We start from the raw sequence: 15,135 nt of genomic DNA, 5'->3' as shown, positions 1-15,135 counted from the left end.
GTATTCGACTACTTCACCCGCACCGGACGCCCGAACCTGGCGTGCACGCCGGGTGAGAACAGCGCGCGCAGCCGACCACCCGCGACCCGAATTCCCGCGGCCTCCATCAGATCGTCGTCCAGCTCGAGGATGTCCGCCGATCGCAGCGGCCACGGCCCGTGTTCGTTGGGCATCCACCATGTCCGGTCGGCCCTGCTGGTGTGTGCACCCCAGCGGGCGGTCAGCCAGATCTCCAGCGGCGTCGGCTGGGCCTCGTCGCCGATCCGCGCGGTGAGCCGGCTGCACAGGCCGCGGCGCGGCCATCGGCGCTCGCTCTCGTAGGCGATGCGGTCGCCGGATCGGGTGATCCGCATCCGCGCCCAGGTGTACGGGACACCGAGTGCGGCGCGGACAACGGGCACCACGGCAAGCCGCGCGGTTTCCAAGGACCGGAAGACCACGCCGTGGCGGCCGGCATCATCGATCGAGTACAGCCTCACGTTGGTCTCGTGGAAGCTGCCGAAGTACGGCAGCGGCAGCGACGTGCCGATCGCCGTGCGGCGCATGGTGAACGGCACCAGCCCGGCGTAGGTGAGGCCGTCGAACATGTCGGGTCGGGTTCCCGGCGGGTACAGGTGCGCGACGGCCTCGGGCCGCACCGGCCAGTGCACGAATGTCAGGTCGGCCCAGAACTGGTCGAACGTCACCGGGCGCGCAAGGGCCGGTGCGGTGACGGGGAACCCGGCCAGTGAGTCCATCTCGACATCGTGACACGCTGAGGCCCGTGTCCACCTCGGAGTCGGCCCCGACGACGTGGTCCTCCGGTCGCTACGACGCGATCGGCGATCACATCGCCGGAATCGCGGCGGACGTCGTCGCCGCCGCGAAACGACGCGGACCGTTCCGTGACGTGGCCGACCTTGCGTGCGGCACCGGCAGCGCCGCACTCGTCGCAGCGGCGGCGGGTGCCCGGGTGACGGCGGTCGACGTCACTGGCGCGTTGATTGCGATCGGCCGACAGAAGGCCGAGAGGTTGGGGCACACCGTGACCTGGGTGACGGCCGACGCCTCCGACACCGGCCTACCGGCCGGAGCGTTCGACGCCGTGGTGTCGAACATGGGCATCATCTTCGTCGAGCCCGTCGCACAGGTCGCCGAGATCGCGCGGCTGCTCAAGGCGGGCGGTGTGGTGGGCTTCTCCTCGTGGGTGCCCGACCCGCAGACCCCGTTCTACAAGCCGATCGTGACCGTGCTTGGATCACCACCCGCCTCGGGGCACTCCCCCGATCAGTGGGGAACGACGGAAACGATCACCGACCGGCTCGCCGCGGACTTCGACGACATCGCGATCGAAACAGGCGCCTGCACATGGCGATTGGGAACCATCGAGGACGCCATGCACCTGTTGGCGGATGAGTCGCCGATACATGTCTCCCTGCTCGACAACCTCGAAGCCGCCAAGCGCGACGAGCTGCTGGCCGCCTTCGAGGACGCGATGCGCGCGAACATCGGCGCGGACGGCCTCGTCGCGTTCGACGCGCCCTACCTGGTGGTGACGGCCCGGCGGCGGTGACGCCTACAGCAGCTCGGCTCCCCCGCAAGCGGGTGGGCCCCCAGCTTGCTAGGGGAGTGCCCCCAGCTCCGGTTCCGGCTCGGCCGGTTCGATCAGCTCGGGCCCGTTGTTGCGGATGCTGTTCACCAACCGCGACACCTCGCGGATCTCGATGCGGTCGAGGTCGCCGTGCCCGCGCAGCAGCCCCTCGTCGATGGCTGCATCGGGGTCGAGCCACCGGTCCCAGTCGCCGGCGCTGATGGTCAAAGGCATCCGATCGTGAATCTCGGCGAGCGGACCTGCCGAGTCGGTGGTGATGATCGTGGTGCTCAGCAGCGGCGGGCTGTCCTTCGGCGCGCCCTTCGGCCGCCACGTCGACCACAGGGCCGCCATGAACAGCGGCTCTCCGTCGCCGCCGTACATGTAGAAGGGCGTCTTCGAGCCCTTCTCGCCGCGCCACTCGTACCAGCCGTCCATCGGGACCAGGCAGCGCTTGTTCTTAGCCGAATTGCGAAACGCGGGTGAGGTGGTGACCTTCTCGGCGCGTGCGTTGATCATCAGCGGCCCCTTGGTGTCGGGGACACCGCTCTGGGCCTCCTTGGCCCACGGCGGCACCAGGCCCCAGCGCATCGAGCGGACGCGCCGGGTCGGCTCGTCGTCGGGCTCGCTGTGACGCTTGACCACCGTGCTGATCGTGGTGGTCGGCGCGACGTTGTAGTTGGGCCCGCCACCGTCGTTGCCCTCGACCGCCGCGGTGCTTTCGTCAATGGCCTGGATCTTCTCGGCCAGCAGCGCCGGATCGGTGGTAACCGCGAATCGCCCACACATACATCCCATGGTGGCAGAGAGCTGTGACAGGGCAGGATAGGGCCGTAAGCAACCGCACGCGGGTGGGAGTACCTTCCACCCGAAGGGTAGGGGGAGAGCACAGGAACATGTGGCAGGCACCGACGACCCCGACTCCCGTGCATGCCACGGTGACGGTGCCGGGCTCCAAATCGCAGACCAACCGCGCGCTCGTGCTGGCGGCCCTGGCAACTCAGCAGGGCACGTCGACGATCAGCGGTGCGCTGCGCAGCCGCGACACCGACTTGATGATCGGGGCGCTGCGCACGCTGGGGGTCACCGTCGACGGCGACGACACCGAGGTGACGGTCAACGGCCGGATCGCCCCGGCCGCCGACGCGACCGTCGACTGCGGCCTGGCGGGCACGGTGCTGAGGTTCCTTCCGCCGGTCGCGGCGCTTTCTACTCAGACGGTGGTGTTCGACGGCGACGAACAGGCCCGAGCCCGCCCGATCGCGCCGCTGCTGGACGCACTGCGCGGCCTCGGTGTGGACATCGACGGCGCCGGCCTGCCGTTCTCGGTGCGCGGAGGCGCGACGGTGGCGGGCGGCACCGTCGAGATCGACGCCTCGGCGTCGTCGCAGTTCGTCTCCGGGTTGCTGCTGTCGGGCGCGTTGTTCACCGACGGGCTGACCATCGTGCACACCGGCGAGTCGGTGCCGTCGGCGCCGCACGTGGCGATGACGGTGGCGATGCTGCGCGACGCGGGCGTCGACGTCGACGACACCCAGACCAACCGCTGGCGGGTCTCCCCCGGTCCGGTCTCCGCACGGCACTGGGTGATCGAGCCCGACCTGTCCAATTCGGTGCCGTTCCTCGCCGCCGCGGTCGTCAGCGGCGGGATCGTGCGGATCGCCGGCTGGCCTGCGGCCAGCACTCAGCCCGCCGACACCATCCTCGCCATTCTCGAGAAGCTGGGATCGATTGTGCGGCGCAGCAGTTCGTACCTCGAAGTGCAGGGCTGCCAGGCGTACGGCGGGTTCGACGTCGACCTGCACGACGTCGGCGAGCTGGCGCCCGCGGTCGCGGCGCTGGCCGCGCTGGCTACACCGGGTTCGGTGTCGCAGCTGACCGGCATCGCCCATCTGCGCGGCCACGAGACCGACCGGCTTGCGGCGCTGAGCGCCGAAATCAACGGCCTCGGTGGGCAGTGCGAGGAGATTCCCGACGGCCTGGTCGTCACCGCCCGGCAGCTGCACGGCGGCCTGTGGCGGTCCTACGCCGACCATCGGATGGCGACGGCCGGCGCGATCGTCGGGCTGCGGGTACCCGGCGTCGAGGTGGAAGACATCGGCACCACGGCCAAGACCCTGCCGGAGTTTCCACAGATGTGGGCCGGCATGCTGGCCGGCCAATAGACGATGTCTGCGGTCCGGGGCGCGAGGGGGATTCGAAGGCGGTGAGCACGCGGGACTACGACGAATCCGACGTCCGGATCCGGCCCGGGCGGGGCTCCCGGCCCAGGACGAAGACCCGCCCCGATCACGCCGACGCCCAGGAGGGCATGGTCGTGACGGTCGATCGCGGGCGGTGGGGTTGCGTGCTCGGCCGCGACCCCGGCCGTCGGGTGACCGCCATGCGGGCCCGGGAACTGGGCCGCACTCCGATCGTGGTCGGCGACGACGTCGGCCTGGTGGGTGACCTGTCGGGGCGCACGGACGCGTTGGCCCGCATCGTGCGGCGCGGAGAACGGCGAACAGTGTTGCGGCGCACCGCAGATGACACCGATCCAACGGAGCGGGTCGTCGTCGCCAACGCGGATCAGCTGTTGATCGTGGTCGCGCTGGCCGACCCGCCGCCGCGCACCGGCTTCGTCGAACGCGCGCTGATCGCCGCTTACGCGGGCGGCCTGACCCCGATCCTGTGCCTGACCAAATCCGACCTCGCGCCCGCAGGGCCGTTCGCCGCGCAGTTCGCCGACCTCGATCTGACCATCGCGATCGCCGGCCTCGACGATCCGCTCGACGCCGTCGCCCCACTGCTCACCGACAAGGTGACCGTGCTGCTCGGCCACTCCGGCGTCGGAAAGTCCACGCTGGTGAATCGGCTTGTGCCCGAGGCGGATCGGGCCATCGGTGATGTGACCGCGGTCGGCAAGGGGCGGCACACGTCGACGCAGTCGGTGGCGCTGCCGCTCGACGGCTGCGGCTGGGTCATCGACACGCCCGGCATCCGCTCGTTCGGGCTGGCCCACATCCAGCCCGACGACGTGATGCTGGCCTTCTCGGATCTGGCCGAGGCGATCAAGGACTGCCCCCGTGGATGTGGCCACCTCGGCCCGCCCGCCGATCCGGAATGCGCGCTGGACACGTTGACCGGCCCCGCGGCGGGCCGCGTCGCGGCGGCGAGGCGCCTGCTGTCGGCGCTGAGAGAGGCCTAGAGGACCGGCCGCCCGCCGGTGACAGCCACGCGCGCACCCGAGACGTAGCTGCCTTCGTCGGAGGCCAGAAGTACATAGACCGGCGCGAGTTCGGCGGGCTGGCCTGCGCGACCCAGCGGCGTGTCGTCCCCGAACGATGCGACCTTCTCCTCCGGCATCGTCGCCGGAATCAGCGGCGTCCAGATGGGCCCGGGCGCGACGCTGTTGACCCGAATGCCCTTCTCGCCCAACAGCTGCGCCAGGCTGGCCGACAGATTCGCAATGGCCGCCTTGGTGGCGGCGTACGGCGCCAATGTGGGTGAGGGCATATCGGAGTTGACCGAGGAGCTGCCGATCACCGACGCCCCGGCGCTCATGTGCGGCAGCGCGGCCTTCACGAGGTGGAAATAGGCGCCGACGTTCAGCCGGAACGTGTAATCCCATTCCTCGTCGCTGATCTCGTCGAGACTCTCGTGGGTCATCTGATAGGCGGCGTTGCTGACCAGGATATCGATGCCGCCGAACTCCGCCGCAGCGCGCTCCACCACCGCCCGGCAGTGCGCAGGATCGGAAAGGTCACCGGCCACCAGCACACAACGCTGACCCGCATCCTCAACGAGTTGAGCGACCTCCTTGGCGTCGGCGTCCTCGTTGAGGTAGGCGATCAGCACATCGGCGCCCTCACGCGCGTAGGCGATCGCGGCCGCACGTCCGATACCGCTGTCGCCCCCGGTGATGATGGCGCGCTTACCGCGCAGCCGGCCCGAACCCCGATAGCTGTTCTCGCCGCAATCCGGGACCGGATCCATCGCCGACTGAAGTCCTGGCGGCTCCTGGTGCTGCGGGGGAAATCCCATGGCCACTACCTCCTACCTGTGCTCCTCGACGTCTTGCGCGCCGTTGCCGTCGCCACATACCCGGATATGACGGGCCCAACCCGACAGCAGAAGACCCTCCCCGTATTCGGGGAGGGTCCTGCGGTGGGGGCTTATCAGTTGCCGTTCAGGGCGTTGATGTGCCGAATGCCCTTGTGGTTGCGCCAGCCCGGCTTGGCCTCGGGGGCCGGCTTCGCCTTGACGCTCGGGGCGTAGGAGTAGCCGGGGCCGCTGGCGACGGTCGGGGTCGCGGCGTTGGCCATACCGGCCAGGCCGAGGGCGGCTCCGCCGAAAATGCCTGCCGAGACGATGGGGAGGGCGACGTAGCGGGCAATCGTGTTCTTCGTCATTTCGAATTCTCCTGTGTGAGTTGGATTTTGATTTGTCTGCCGGTGTGTTCCGGTGATGACTTAAGACTGCCGGAGGACAACGGCGCTGTATGTCGGGCGATCGGGCGATCGCCCGGTGGAACTTCACGTCCCCCGATCGGAGGACAAAAATCACAGATGCGCGGCGTTTGACGCTTTCCAGCACCGGGCAGGCTGACCGAAGAGGAGGAACAACCGTGAGCCAAGTACCGAATATCGAGTTGAACGACGGCACGAAGATCCCGCAGCTGGGCTTCGGCGTTTTCCAGATCGATCCCGGCGAGACCGCCGAGGCCGTCAGGACGGCGCTGGACATCGGCTACCGCCACATCGACACCGCCGAGATGTATCAAAACGAGGCGGGCGTCGGGCAGGGCATCCGCGACGCGGGGATCGACCGCGGCGAGGTGTACGTCACCAGCAAGCTCAACAACGGCTTCCACAAGCCCGACGACGCCCGTCGCGCCTTCGACGGCACGCTTTCCGAGCTCGGCTTCGACTATGTCGACCTGTTTCTGATCCACTGGCCGCTGCCGACGCTCTACGACGGTGACTTCGTCTCGACGTGGCAGGCGCTCGAGGAGTTCAAGAAGGACGGCCGCGCCCGCAGCATCGGGGTGTCGAACTTCCAGGTCGGCCACCTCGAGCGGCTCGCCGAGGAAACCGACACCGTGCCCGCGGTGAATCAGATAGAGGTACATCCCTACTTCACCAACGACGAGGTACGCGCCTACGGCCGGCAGCACGGGATCGCCACCGAGGCCTGGTCCCCCATCGCACAGGGCGCGGTGCTCGACGACCAGGTCGTGGACGGCATCGCCAAGGCGACGGGCAAGTCGCCGGCCCAGGTCGTGTTGCGCTGGCACATCCAGCGTGGTGACATCGTGTTTCCGAAGTCGGTGACACCGGAGCGGATCAAGGAGAACTTCGAGATCTTCGACTTCGAGCTGAGTCCGGACGACGCCGAGGCCATCACCGAACTGAACAAGGGCGAAAAGGGCCGCACAGGGCCGAACCCCGACCAGTTCGACTACATCCCCGATTGACGCTTGCGGCACTTTGGACTATCTGGTCTCACTATTGGTCCATAGTCCCATTGACCGGCATTGATATTGGACGATATAGTTCAGTTCGTATCTTTACTGTCCCACGCAACGAACAGGACTACATCATGAAGACAGGCCGGGCGACCCGTCGCGTCGCCGCCTCGCTCGGAGTCGCCGCCATCATCTCGATGGGTGCGTTGACCGCGTGCGGTGGCGAGGAGAACAAGGCACCTTCCGAAACCTCAACCACCACAACGACAACGACGACACCTTCGTCGGCACCCGCGTCACCGACGGAGAAGGCTCCGCGGCTGGACCCCAACGGGCCGAACCCCTTCTCGCCTTCGGTGCTCGCACCGCCTGCGCCGACCGCCCCTCCCGGCGACAACTAACGAAACGGACCGAGCGGGCCAGTTATCGGCTGGCCCGCTCGTTGCTGTCCCTGGCGAACGACATGATGTGCGCGATCGCGGCGTTCAGCGATGTCTGCATCAGGCGGGGGTCGTGGGCGGTCTGCGACAGCAGGTAACCCCCCTCCACGGCCGCCAGCAGCCCGGTCGCCAACGCGGGGGCATCGATGTCGTCACGCAGTACGCCGTTGTCGCGCATCCGCCCAAGCGCGGCGGCCAGAATCGCCCGCCACTCGGCGAAATGCTCGGCCAGCGACGCCCTGGCCTTGTCGTCGGTGTCCGACAGCTCGGCGGCCAGCGACCCGAGCTCGCAGCCCCACAGGCCGCGACGCAACACACAGCGCTGCACCATCGCGTCACGCCATTGATGGAGTCCGCGTAGGGAATCCACCTTTTCCAGCCGCAGCCGCTGCCAGGACAGGATCTCGTCGGCCCGCACCGTGATGACCTCGTACACCAGCTCGGACTTGTCGTCGAAGTGCTGGTAGAACTGCGACTTGCTGGTAGCGCTCGCGGCCAGCACCTCGTCGATGGTCGTGGTCGCGACCCCACGGGCATGCATGAGTTCCGCAGCCGCCAGCACGATCCGGTTGCGGGTCGCGGCTCCGCGTGAGGTCAGCCTCGACTTGCCAGACGAGCCGGCCCCGCGGCTCTCTTGCGGCGACACGGTCTAACTGTAACGCGCTAGTCCAATCGGCTAGGCCGCGCGCGGCGTTTGCCTCTCCGCCCGCTTCTCGCGGCGGCGCTGACGCACCGCGGCGATGGCCGACTTGAGGCCGCGCCGAGGAGCCGGCTCGAGCTCATCGAACATCCGCTCGCTGCGCGTCTCCGGGGCGTCGTCCGCCGTGTCGCGCAGGTACTTGTCGGGCAGGGAGAGCTTGGCGATCGTTCGCCATGTCTTTCCGTACTGCATCAGGAACGAGCCCGTGGTGTACGGCAGGTCGTACTTGTCGCACACTTCCTTGACCCGGAACGAGATCTCATGGAGCCGGTTGCTCGGCAGGTCGGGGTACAGGTGGTGCTCGATCTGGTAACACAGGTTGCCGCTCATGAATCGCAGCGCGCGCCCGTTCTCGAAGTTGGCACTGCCCAGCATCTGACGGAGATACCACTGCCCCTTGGTCTCACCGACCATGTCGGTCTTGGTGAATTTCTCTGCGCCGTCGGGGAAATGGCCGCAGAAGATCACCGCGTTGGACCACACGTTGCGGATGACGTTGGCGATTGCATTGGCCGTCAGGGTCGACTTGTAGCTAGCCCATGGGGACAGTGCGGTCAGCGCCGGGTAGGCGACATAGTCCTTGGCCACCTGGTGGCCGGCCTTCACGCCGAACTCGCGCACGCGCTTCGTGGTGGCGGCGCGATCGTCGCGACCCTTGGAGATCTTGCCGAGCTCAAGGTGCTGCAGCCCGACGCCCCACTCGAACGCCAGCGCGAGGATGGTGTTGTACAGCAGGTTGCCGAGGTTGAACGGCTGCCACCTCTGATCCCGGGTGACGCGCAGCGTGCCGTAGCCCACGTCGTCGTCCATACCAAGGATGTTGGTGTACTTGTGATGCATGAAATTGTGGGTGAACCGCCAGTGCTTGGACGCCCCGCCCATGTCCCACTCCCATGTCGAGGAGTGAATCTCGGGGTCGTTCATCCAATCCCACTGGCCGTGCATGACGTTGTGGCCGATCTCCATGTTCTCGATGATCTTGGAGACGCCCAACGTGGCGGTCCCGGCCCACCAGGCCGAGCGCTTCGAGCTGGCGGCCAGCATGAGGCGCCCTGCGACTTCGAGCGCGCGCTGCGCGGCGATGGTGCGGCGGATGTAGCGCGAGTCGCGCTCACCCCGGGAGTCCTCAATGTCCTGACGGATGGTGTCCAGCTCGAAAGCCAGATTCTCAATGTCGGATTCAGTCAAGTGTGCGAATGCCGGAACGTCGGTGATAGCCATCGTTCTGTCTCCTTCCTTTGTACCTACGCTACCGTAACCTACGATTCCGTAGGTTACCAGCCAGTAAAGTTTAAGCGTCGAGCACGCAATCGCCGGACGCTGCGGAAATGCACGTCTGTACCCGACTTCCCGGTTCGTGTTCCACACCGGTGCGCAGGTCACGCACATGCCCGTCGAGCAGTCCGACGACACAGGATTGGCAGATGCCCATTCGGCAGCCGAACGGCATCTGCACGCCCGCGCCCTCGCCGGCTTCCATCAATGGCGTCGCGGCGTCCACGGTGACCGTTTTCCCGCTGCGGGCGAACTCGACCGTCCCGCCCTCGCCGTGCGCGGCCGCGCGGGAGGCGGCGAAGCGCTCCAGATGCAGCCGCTCCTTGAGGCCTGCCGATGCCCAGAGCTGCTCGGCGGCATTCAGCATTCCCTCCGGCCCACACGCCCAGACCTGGCGTTCGCGCCAATCGGGCACCTCGTCACCGATCCGAGACAGGTCGAGGCGGCCATTCGAGCGAGTTGTGCGCAGCCGCATCTGGAAACCCGGGTGGCTCTGCTGCAATTCGGCCAGCTCCTCGGCGAACATCACATCGGATTCCGTTGGGGCGGAGTGCAAATGCACGACGTCGGTGATCTGTTCGCGCCGAACCAACGTGCGCAGCATCGACATCACCGGGGTGATACCGGATCCGCCGGTGAGGAACAGCACGGACGCCGGGGCGGGGTCGGGCATCACGAAGTTGCCCTGCGGCGCCGCCAGCCGCACGATCGTGCCAGGCTCCACCCCGCCGACGAGATGTGTCGACAGGAATCCCTCGGGCATGGCCTTGACGGTGATCGTGATGGTGCGACTCGTCTTGGATGTCGCCTGCCGACCGGCTCCGGCCTTGATCGGGCTCGATGTCAGGGAGTACGACCTCCACCGCCAGCGGCCGTCCACCAACAACCCGATTCCGACGTACTGGCCGGGCTGATAGTTGAAGCCGAAGCCCCAGCCCGGCTTGATCACCAGCGTCGCGGAGTCGACGGTCTCCCTGCGCACTTCCAGCACTCGTCCGCGCAGCTCACGGGCGGACCACAGCGGGTTGGCAAGTTTGAGGTAGTCGTCGGGAAGCAATGGCGTCGTGATGCGTCCGGCGATGGTGCGCAACGCGTGCCAGCCCGGATGGTCCTTGGCGCCCGCGATCCTCGGTCGCACGGTATCGGCGACGTTGGCCGAGACCTTGATCGTGTTCTTGGCCACGAACCTACGGTACCGTAACTTACGCTCTCGTAGCCACCCCTAGAGCAGGTCGAGAAGGAATTGCAGCTCCTGCGGGGCATACCAGGCCAGATCATGATCTTGAGCGTCGCCGACGGTCAGTTCGGCGTCCTCGTCGCCAAGATCGGCGGCATCCACGGCGTCGATCGCGGCCAGCACGGCGCTCTCGGCGGCTTCGTTGTCGACATAGGCGGCGACCACATCGCCGATGGCGATCGGCCCGGACAACCGCACCACGGCGTCATCGAGGTCGGGTCGCAGGGTCGCGCCCTCGGCCTCGATCACCAGCACAGCCCGCCGCGGCCGCTGCTCGGCGGGAGCGTCGTCGGCAGCGCCGGCCAGCAGCCGCACCGAGCCCAGCGCCGCCTCGCGCAGCGCGACCTCGGTGAGTTCGTCGTCGTCGCCCTCGGCGTACGACTCCCGTAGCGCAGGTGTCACCGCGAACGCGGTGCCGTTCACGGCGCTGATCGACCCGTTGGCAACGAGTTGCTGCAGCATCGCCAGGGTTGTAGGCACATAGACACGCACCAGGCGAGATTAGCGGTCCCGGTTGGGATCCTTCTCGACCGAGATCATGAAGTCGTCGCCGTGTTCGGTCACTCCGTGCACCACCGCGGAGTCGACAGCCTTCGCGGCGTACCTGCGCCGCACCATGAGCGGGTCGCTGCGCAGATCCTTGACCAGCGCGACGGCAAGACCCACCATCACCAGAACGAACGGCAGCGCGGCGATGATCGTGATGGTCTGCAGGCCGGTGAGCGCGTCCTGCCCGCCGACCAGAAGCATGACCGCGGCGACGGCACCCATGGCGACGCCCCAGAAGATGACCGTGCCCCGACTCGGTTTGATGGTGCCGCGTTCGGACAGCGAACCCATCACGATCGAGGCGGCGTCGGCTCCGGAGACGAAGAAGATGGCGACCAGCACCATGACCAGCACACTGGCGATGATGGCGATCGGGTACTGGTCGAGCAGGCTGAACAGCTGCCGCTCGATGGTGCCCTCGCCCGCGAGGTCGACGCCGCCCTGCTGGACGTTGATCGCCGCGCCACCGAACACGCAGAACCACACCAGCGACACCAAACTGGGCACCAGCAGCACCCCGGTGACGAATTGCCGGATCGTCCGCCCGCGCGAGATCCGCGCGATGAACATGCCGACGAACGGTGTCCAGGAGATCCACCAGGCCCAGTAGAAGATGGTCCAGGACTGCAGCCAGGTGTTGACGTCGGCGCCTTCAGCGCCGGTGCGCGCCGACATCATCGCGAGGTCGGCGAAGTAACTGCCGAGTGAGGTCGGCAGCAGGTTGAGGATGAAAACAGTTGGGCCGACGATGAATACGAACCCGGCAAGCAAAACGGCGAGCACCATGTTGATGTTCGACAGCCACTGAATGCCCCGTGCCACACCGGACACGGCCGACAACACGAATGCCACGGTGAGGACCGTGATGATGACGATCAGGACCGTGTTGCCGGTTTCGCTGACTCCCGCGACGATATGCAGGCCGCTGCGGATCTGCAGCGCACCCAGCCCGAGCGAGGCCGCCGAACCGAAGAGGGTGGCGAAGATCGCCAACATATCGATCACCTTGCCGCCCATGCCGTTGGCACGCTTACCCAGCAGCGGCTCGAACGCGGAGCTGATGAGCTGCATCCGGCCCCTGCGGTACACGCCGTAGGCGATGGCCAGCCCCACCACCGCGTAGATCGCCCAAGGGTGCAGCGTCCAGTGGAACAACGTGGTCGCCATCGCGGTCTGCACCGCATTCGGATTACCCGGCCCGCCTGTGCCCGGCGGCGGCGTGGCGAAGTGGGTGAGCGGCTCGGCGACGCCGAAGAACATCAGGCCGATGCCCATGCCCGCGCTGAACATCATCGCCACCCACGAGATGGTGCGGAACTCGGGTTCTTCGTCGTCGCGGCCGAGCGGAATGCTGCCGAACCTGCCGAGCGCCAGCCAGAGCACGAAGACCACGAAACCGGAGGCGGTCAGCGCGAACAGCCAGCCGGTGTTGTCCATGATCCAGCCGAGGGCCGAATTGGACGCGCTGGCCAGCGAACTCGTACTGACGAACCCCCAGACCAGAAACGCGACGGCGATGACGGCGGTGACACCGAAGACCACCTTGTCGAGTCCGAGGTTGCGGGTGTGCACCTCGTCGTCGATCGGCACAGCGAAGATCGGATGCGGTTCCGCCTGGCCGTTCGGGGAGGCCGGCATCCCGGCCGCCGACTCTCCGGAAGTCTCAGGAGATTCAGAGCTGAATGTCATGGTGAATTCATTCGAAACCTGTTGACGTCGGCCGTCAAGCCGACCGACGCAAACAATGTGTTACTGAGCGGCTTCCAGCAACTCGTCGAGCGATTCCCGCAGCAAGGACGGCATTACGTCGACGTCGCTCATTGCGTCGCGGTCGGCGTTGATGCCGAAGTAGAGCATCCCGTTGTAGGACGTGACGCCGATGGCCAATACCTGGCTGTCCAGCAGCGGTGGCACCGCATAGGTCTCGAGCAGCTTGGTGCCTGCGATGTACATCTGCTTCTGGGCACCGGGCACGTTGGTGATCAGCAGGTTGAACTGTCGGGCCGGGAAGGTGGTCGCGACCCGAATTCCCATGGCGTGCAAGGTGGGTGGCGCAAAGCCCGACAGGGTGACGATGGTCCTGGCGTCCACCAGGCTCGCGGCCGTCGAGTGCGACTCGGTCATGTGCGCGATCTGCGACAGCCGCACCACGGCGTTGCCCTCTCCGACGGGCAGGTCGACGAGGAACGGCGACACCTCGCTGATGGCCTGACCCGGGCCCGAGGAATCGATCTCGGCGTCCGGATACACCGACATCGGCGCCATCGCCCGCACGGTGGTCGTCGGCGCCACCGGCTCGCCGCGCGACAGCAGCCAGTTGCGCAGGGCGCCGGCGATCACCGCGAGCACGACGTCGTTGACGTCACAGTCGTAGCGGGCCCGCAGGTTGCGGTAGTCCTCCAGTTTTCCGCTGGTGACGGTGAACCGGCGATTGCGCGACACCTTGGAGTTCAGCGGGCTCGACGGCGCGCTACCCCTGGCGAAGGTCTTGGCGACGTCGGCGAACCGGCGGCCCGCCTCGAGCAGCTGCCCCGCGTTGGTCGCCACGGTGACCGCGGTTCGTACGGCGGCCAGTTGGCCGCCGGGTCGAGCGACCCATTCGCCGACGGCACCCATCAGCAGCGCGGCGTCGCTCGGCTCGCGTGCGGGAATCCAGATGTCTTCGGCGAACGGCGGCGGCTTCTGGGTGCGGTCGGCGATCACATGCCCGATCTCGAGCGCCGTCATCCCGTTGACGAGAGCCTGATGAGATTTGGTGTAGATCGCCAGCCGGTTCCCGGCCAGCCCCTCGACGAGGTACATCTCCCACAGGGGCCGCGTCTTGTCCAGGGCACGGGACCCCAGCCTCGCCACCAGCTCGTGCAGCTGGGCGTCGCTGCCCGGAGACGGCAGCGCGGACCTGCGGATGTGGTAGGTGATGTCGAATTCGCGGTCGTCGACCCACACCGGCCGGGCAACGCCGAACTTCACTTCGCGCACCTTCTGCCGGTAGCGCGGAATCTGGGGCAGCCGATGTTCGACGGTTTCCAGCAGGGTTTCGTAGCTCAGCCCGCTGCGGGGCCTGCGCAGGATCGACAGCGACGAGACGTACATCGGTGTGAACGAGTTTTCCAAGCCGAAGAAGGACGCGTCAGACGCCGACAGCCTGGTCACCATGTGCGGCGCCACCCCTCCCCTAGGCATTGACGTCGACGCTCGTCCACCCCCCGATACGGTAACTGTCGAGTCTGTATGTGCGCATCACGGGTGCGTGTCCGCCTCGCAAACCATGGGATCATGGACGTGTCTGTTCCTCTCCGGCAGACGCCGCACGCAACCCTTGCCGAACGCTGGAGAGTCCGTTGACCGCATCGCCGATTCCCTTCGAACCGGGTGCCCTCACAGCACCGGTCATCGATTACGAACCACCGCCGTTCGACATTGCGGGCCGGGCCGCTTCGGAGCTCAATGTCGCCGGCCGCGCGGCTCCGTGCCCCGCCCCGACGTCTGCCGCGCTGCACCGCTCACCCCGGCGCGCGTTGCGGCCCGTCGAGCGTGCGGCTTCCGACGTCGCACCGCCGCCGGCCGCGGCTGCCTTCGCCGATGCGGCGCTGCGCCGGGTACTCGAGGTGATCGACCGGCGCAGGCCGATCGCGCAGCTGCGACAGATGCTGACGCCGCCGCTGCTGGACACGGTTTTCACACTGACCAGAACCGCGGGGCGCGACAAGGCGGCGGTGTTGCGACGGGTTCGGCTGCGCACCGCCGCCGTCGACGGGCAGGACCCGCGGCAACCGACGGCCGCCGAGGTGTTCGCGACCTACACCCGGGGAGAACGCGTTCGGGCCATCGCCGGCCGCGTCGAAATCAAGGACGGTCGCTGGTGCCTAGTGGCCCTGCAGATCGGCTGATGATGGCGCATCGCCGCCCTGGTCGAGA

Annotated in this window: 16 protein-coding genes; 6 read left to right on the top strand and 10 right to left on the bottom strand. The window is 67.3% G+C overall.

Annotated elements, in window-relative coordinates; translation table 11 throughout:
• Nucleotides 1-8 precede the first annotated feature (8 nt).
• A complete protein-coding gene (locus tag QOC76_RS29670) occupies nucleotides 9-737 on the bottom strand; it encodes a YqjF family protein (protein WP_526363314.1) in 729 nt (242 codons plus the stop codon).
• A gap of 26 nt (nucleotides 738-763) precedes the next feature.
• Between QOC76_RS29670 and QOC76_RS29665 the strand changes: the two genes are divergently transcribed.
• Nucleotides 764-1,552: a class I SAM-dependent methyltransferase gene (locus QOC76_RS29665; RefSeq protein WP_526363312.1), complete on the top strand. Its 789-nt coding sequence runs from the start codon at nucleotides 764-766 to the stop codon at nucleotides 1,550-1,552.
• Nucleotides 1,553-1,600: 48 nt separating this feature from the next.
• On the opposite strand, the gene QOC76_RS29660 is transcribed toward QOC76_RS29665, so the two are convergent.
• Complete coding sequence (locus QOC76_RS29660) at nucleotides 1,601-2,359, bottom strand: SOS response-associated peptidase (RefSeq protein ID WP_526363310.1); 759 nt, start codon at nucleotides 2,357-2,359, stop codon at nucleotides 1,601-1,603.
• Nucleotides 2,360-2,466: 107 nt separating this feature from the next.
• Here QOC76_RS29660 and aroA point away from each other — a divergent pair, with 107 nt between their 5' ends.
• Both aroA and rsgA read left to right on the top strand, forming a co-directional pair.
• Entirely contained in the window at nucleotides 2,467-3,735 is a 1,269-nt protein-coding gene (gene aroA / locus QOC76_RS29655) for a 3-phosphoshikimate 1-carboxyvinyltransferase (protein ID WP_526363308.1), read from the top strand.
• Between the two features lie 41 nt (nucleotides 3,736-3,776).
• A complete protein-coding gene (gene rsgA / locus QOC76_RS29650; protein WP_526363306.1) occupies nucleotides 3,777-4,757 on the top strand; it encodes a ribosome small subunit-dependent GTPase A in 981 nt (326 codons plus the stop codon).
• On the opposite strand, the gene QOC76_RS29645 is transcribed toward rsgA, so the two are convergent.
• Together QOC76_RS29645 and QOC76_RS29640 are read right to left on the bottom strand one after the other, a co-directional pair.
• On the bottom strand, nucleotides 4,754-5,593 hold the full coding sequence (locus tag QOC76_RS29645) for an SDR family oxidoreductase (protein WP_526363304.1): 840 nt from the start codon (nucleotides 5,591-5,593) through the stop codon (nucleotides 4,754-4,756). The two genes, rsgA and QOC76_RS29645, sit on opposite strands and share 4 nt — an antisense overlap.
• A 134-nt stretch (nucleotides 5,594-5,727) precedes the next feature.
• The gene (locus tag QOC76_RS29640) at nucleotides 5,728-5,961 is read right to left on the bottom strand and encodes a hypothetical protein (RefSeq protein ID WP_526363302.1); all 234 of its coding nucleotides are present in this window, start codon (nucleotides 5,959-5,961) and stop codon (nucleotides 5,728-5,730) included.
• 215 nt (nucleotides 5,962-6,176) lie between these two features.
• Between QOC76_RS29640 and QOC76_RS29635 the strand changes: the two genes are divergently transcribed.
• Together QOC76_RS29635 and QOC76_RS29630 are read left to right on the top strand one after the other, a co-directional pair.
• Nucleotides 6,177-7,025: an aldo/keto reductase gene (locus QOC76_RS29635; protein ID WP_526363300.1), complete on the top strand. Its 849-nt coding sequence runs from the start codon at nucleotides 6,177-6,179 to the stop codon at nucleotides 7,023-7,025.
• Nucleotides 7,026-7,150: 125 nt separating this feature from the next.
• Nucleotides 7,151-7,417: a hypothetical protein gene (locus QOC76_RS29630; protein WP_526363298.1), complete on the top strand. Its 267-nt coding sequence runs from the start codon at nucleotides 7,151-7,153 to the stop codon at nucleotides 7,415-7,417.
• A gap of 22 nt (nucleotides 7,418-7,439) precedes the next feature.
• Here QOC76_RS29630 and QOC76_RS29625 read toward each other — a convergent pair whose 3' ends face one another.
• The 6 genes from QOC76_RS29625 to QOC76_RS29600 all read right to left on the bottom strand — a co-directional run bounded on the left by QOC76_RS29625 (nucleotide 7,440) and on the right by QOC76_RS29600 (nucleotide 14,373).
• On the bottom strand, nucleotides 7,440-8,102 hold the full coding sequence (locus QOC76_RS29625; protein ID WP_526363296.1) for a TetR/AcrR family transcriptional regulator: 663 nt from the start codon (nucleotides 8,100-8,102) through the stop codon (nucleotides 7,440-7,442).
• A 30-nt stretch (nucleotides 8,103-8,132) separates the two neighbouring features.
• Nucleotides 8,133-9,377 carry a fatty acid desaturase family protein gene (locus QOC76_RS29620; RefSeq protein WP_526363294.1) on the bottom strand — a complete coding sequence of 415 codons (1,245 nt, stop codon included), beginning with the start codon at nucleotides 9,375-9,377 and terminating at the stop codon, nucleotides 8,133-8,135.
• Between the two features lie 70 nt (nucleotides 9,378-9,447).
• Complete coding sequence (locus tag QOC76_RS29615; RefSeq protein WP_526363292.1) at nucleotides 9,448-10,614, bottom strand: ferredoxin reductase; 1,167 nt, start codon at nucleotides 10,612-10,614, stop codon at nucleotides 9,448-9,450.
• A 39-nt stretch (nucleotides 10,615-10,653) separates the two neighbouring features.
• Nucleotides 10,654-11,163 carry a DUF6912 family protein gene (locus QOC76_RS29610; protein WP_526363376.1) on the bottom strand — a complete coding sequence of 170 codons (510 nt, stop codon included), beginning with the start codon at nucleotides 11,161-11,163 and terminating at the stop codon, nucleotides 10,654-10,656.
• Nucleotides 11,164-11,169: 6 nt separating this feature from the next.
• Nucleotides 11,170-12,906, bottom strand: coding sequence for a BCCT family transporter (locus QOC76_RS29605; protein WP_526363290.1), 1,737 nt, complete (start codon nucleotides 12,904-12,906; stop codon nucleotides 11,170-11,172).
• 60 nt (nucleotides 12,907-12,966) lie between these two features.
• On the bottom strand, nucleotides 12,967-14,373 hold the full coding sequence (locus QOC76_RS29600; protein WP_526363374.1) for a WS/DGAT/MGAT family O-acyltransferase: 1,407 nt from the start codon (nucleotides 14,371-14,373) through the stop codon (nucleotides 12,967-12,969).
• 185 nt (nucleotides 14,374-14,558) lie between these two features.
• Between QOC76_RS29600 and QOC76_RS29595 the strand changes: the two genes are divergently transcribed.
• Nucleotides 14,559-15,107 (top strand): Rv3235 family protein, encoded by a 549-nt coding sequence (locus QOC76_RS29595; RefSeq protein ID WP_526363288.1) that lies wholly within the window; start codon nucleotides 14,559-14,561, stop codon nucleotides 15,105-15,107.
• Nucleotides 15,108-15,135 lie beyond the last annotated feature (28 nt).

Origin of the sequence: Mycobacterium sp., assembly GCF_032159565.1 — a bacterium.
Taxonomy (GTDB): Bacteria; Actinomycetota; Actinomycetes; order Mycobacteriales; family Mycobacteriaceae; genus Mycobacterium.
This window is presented reverse-complemented; position numbering and strand designations above follow the sequence as displayed.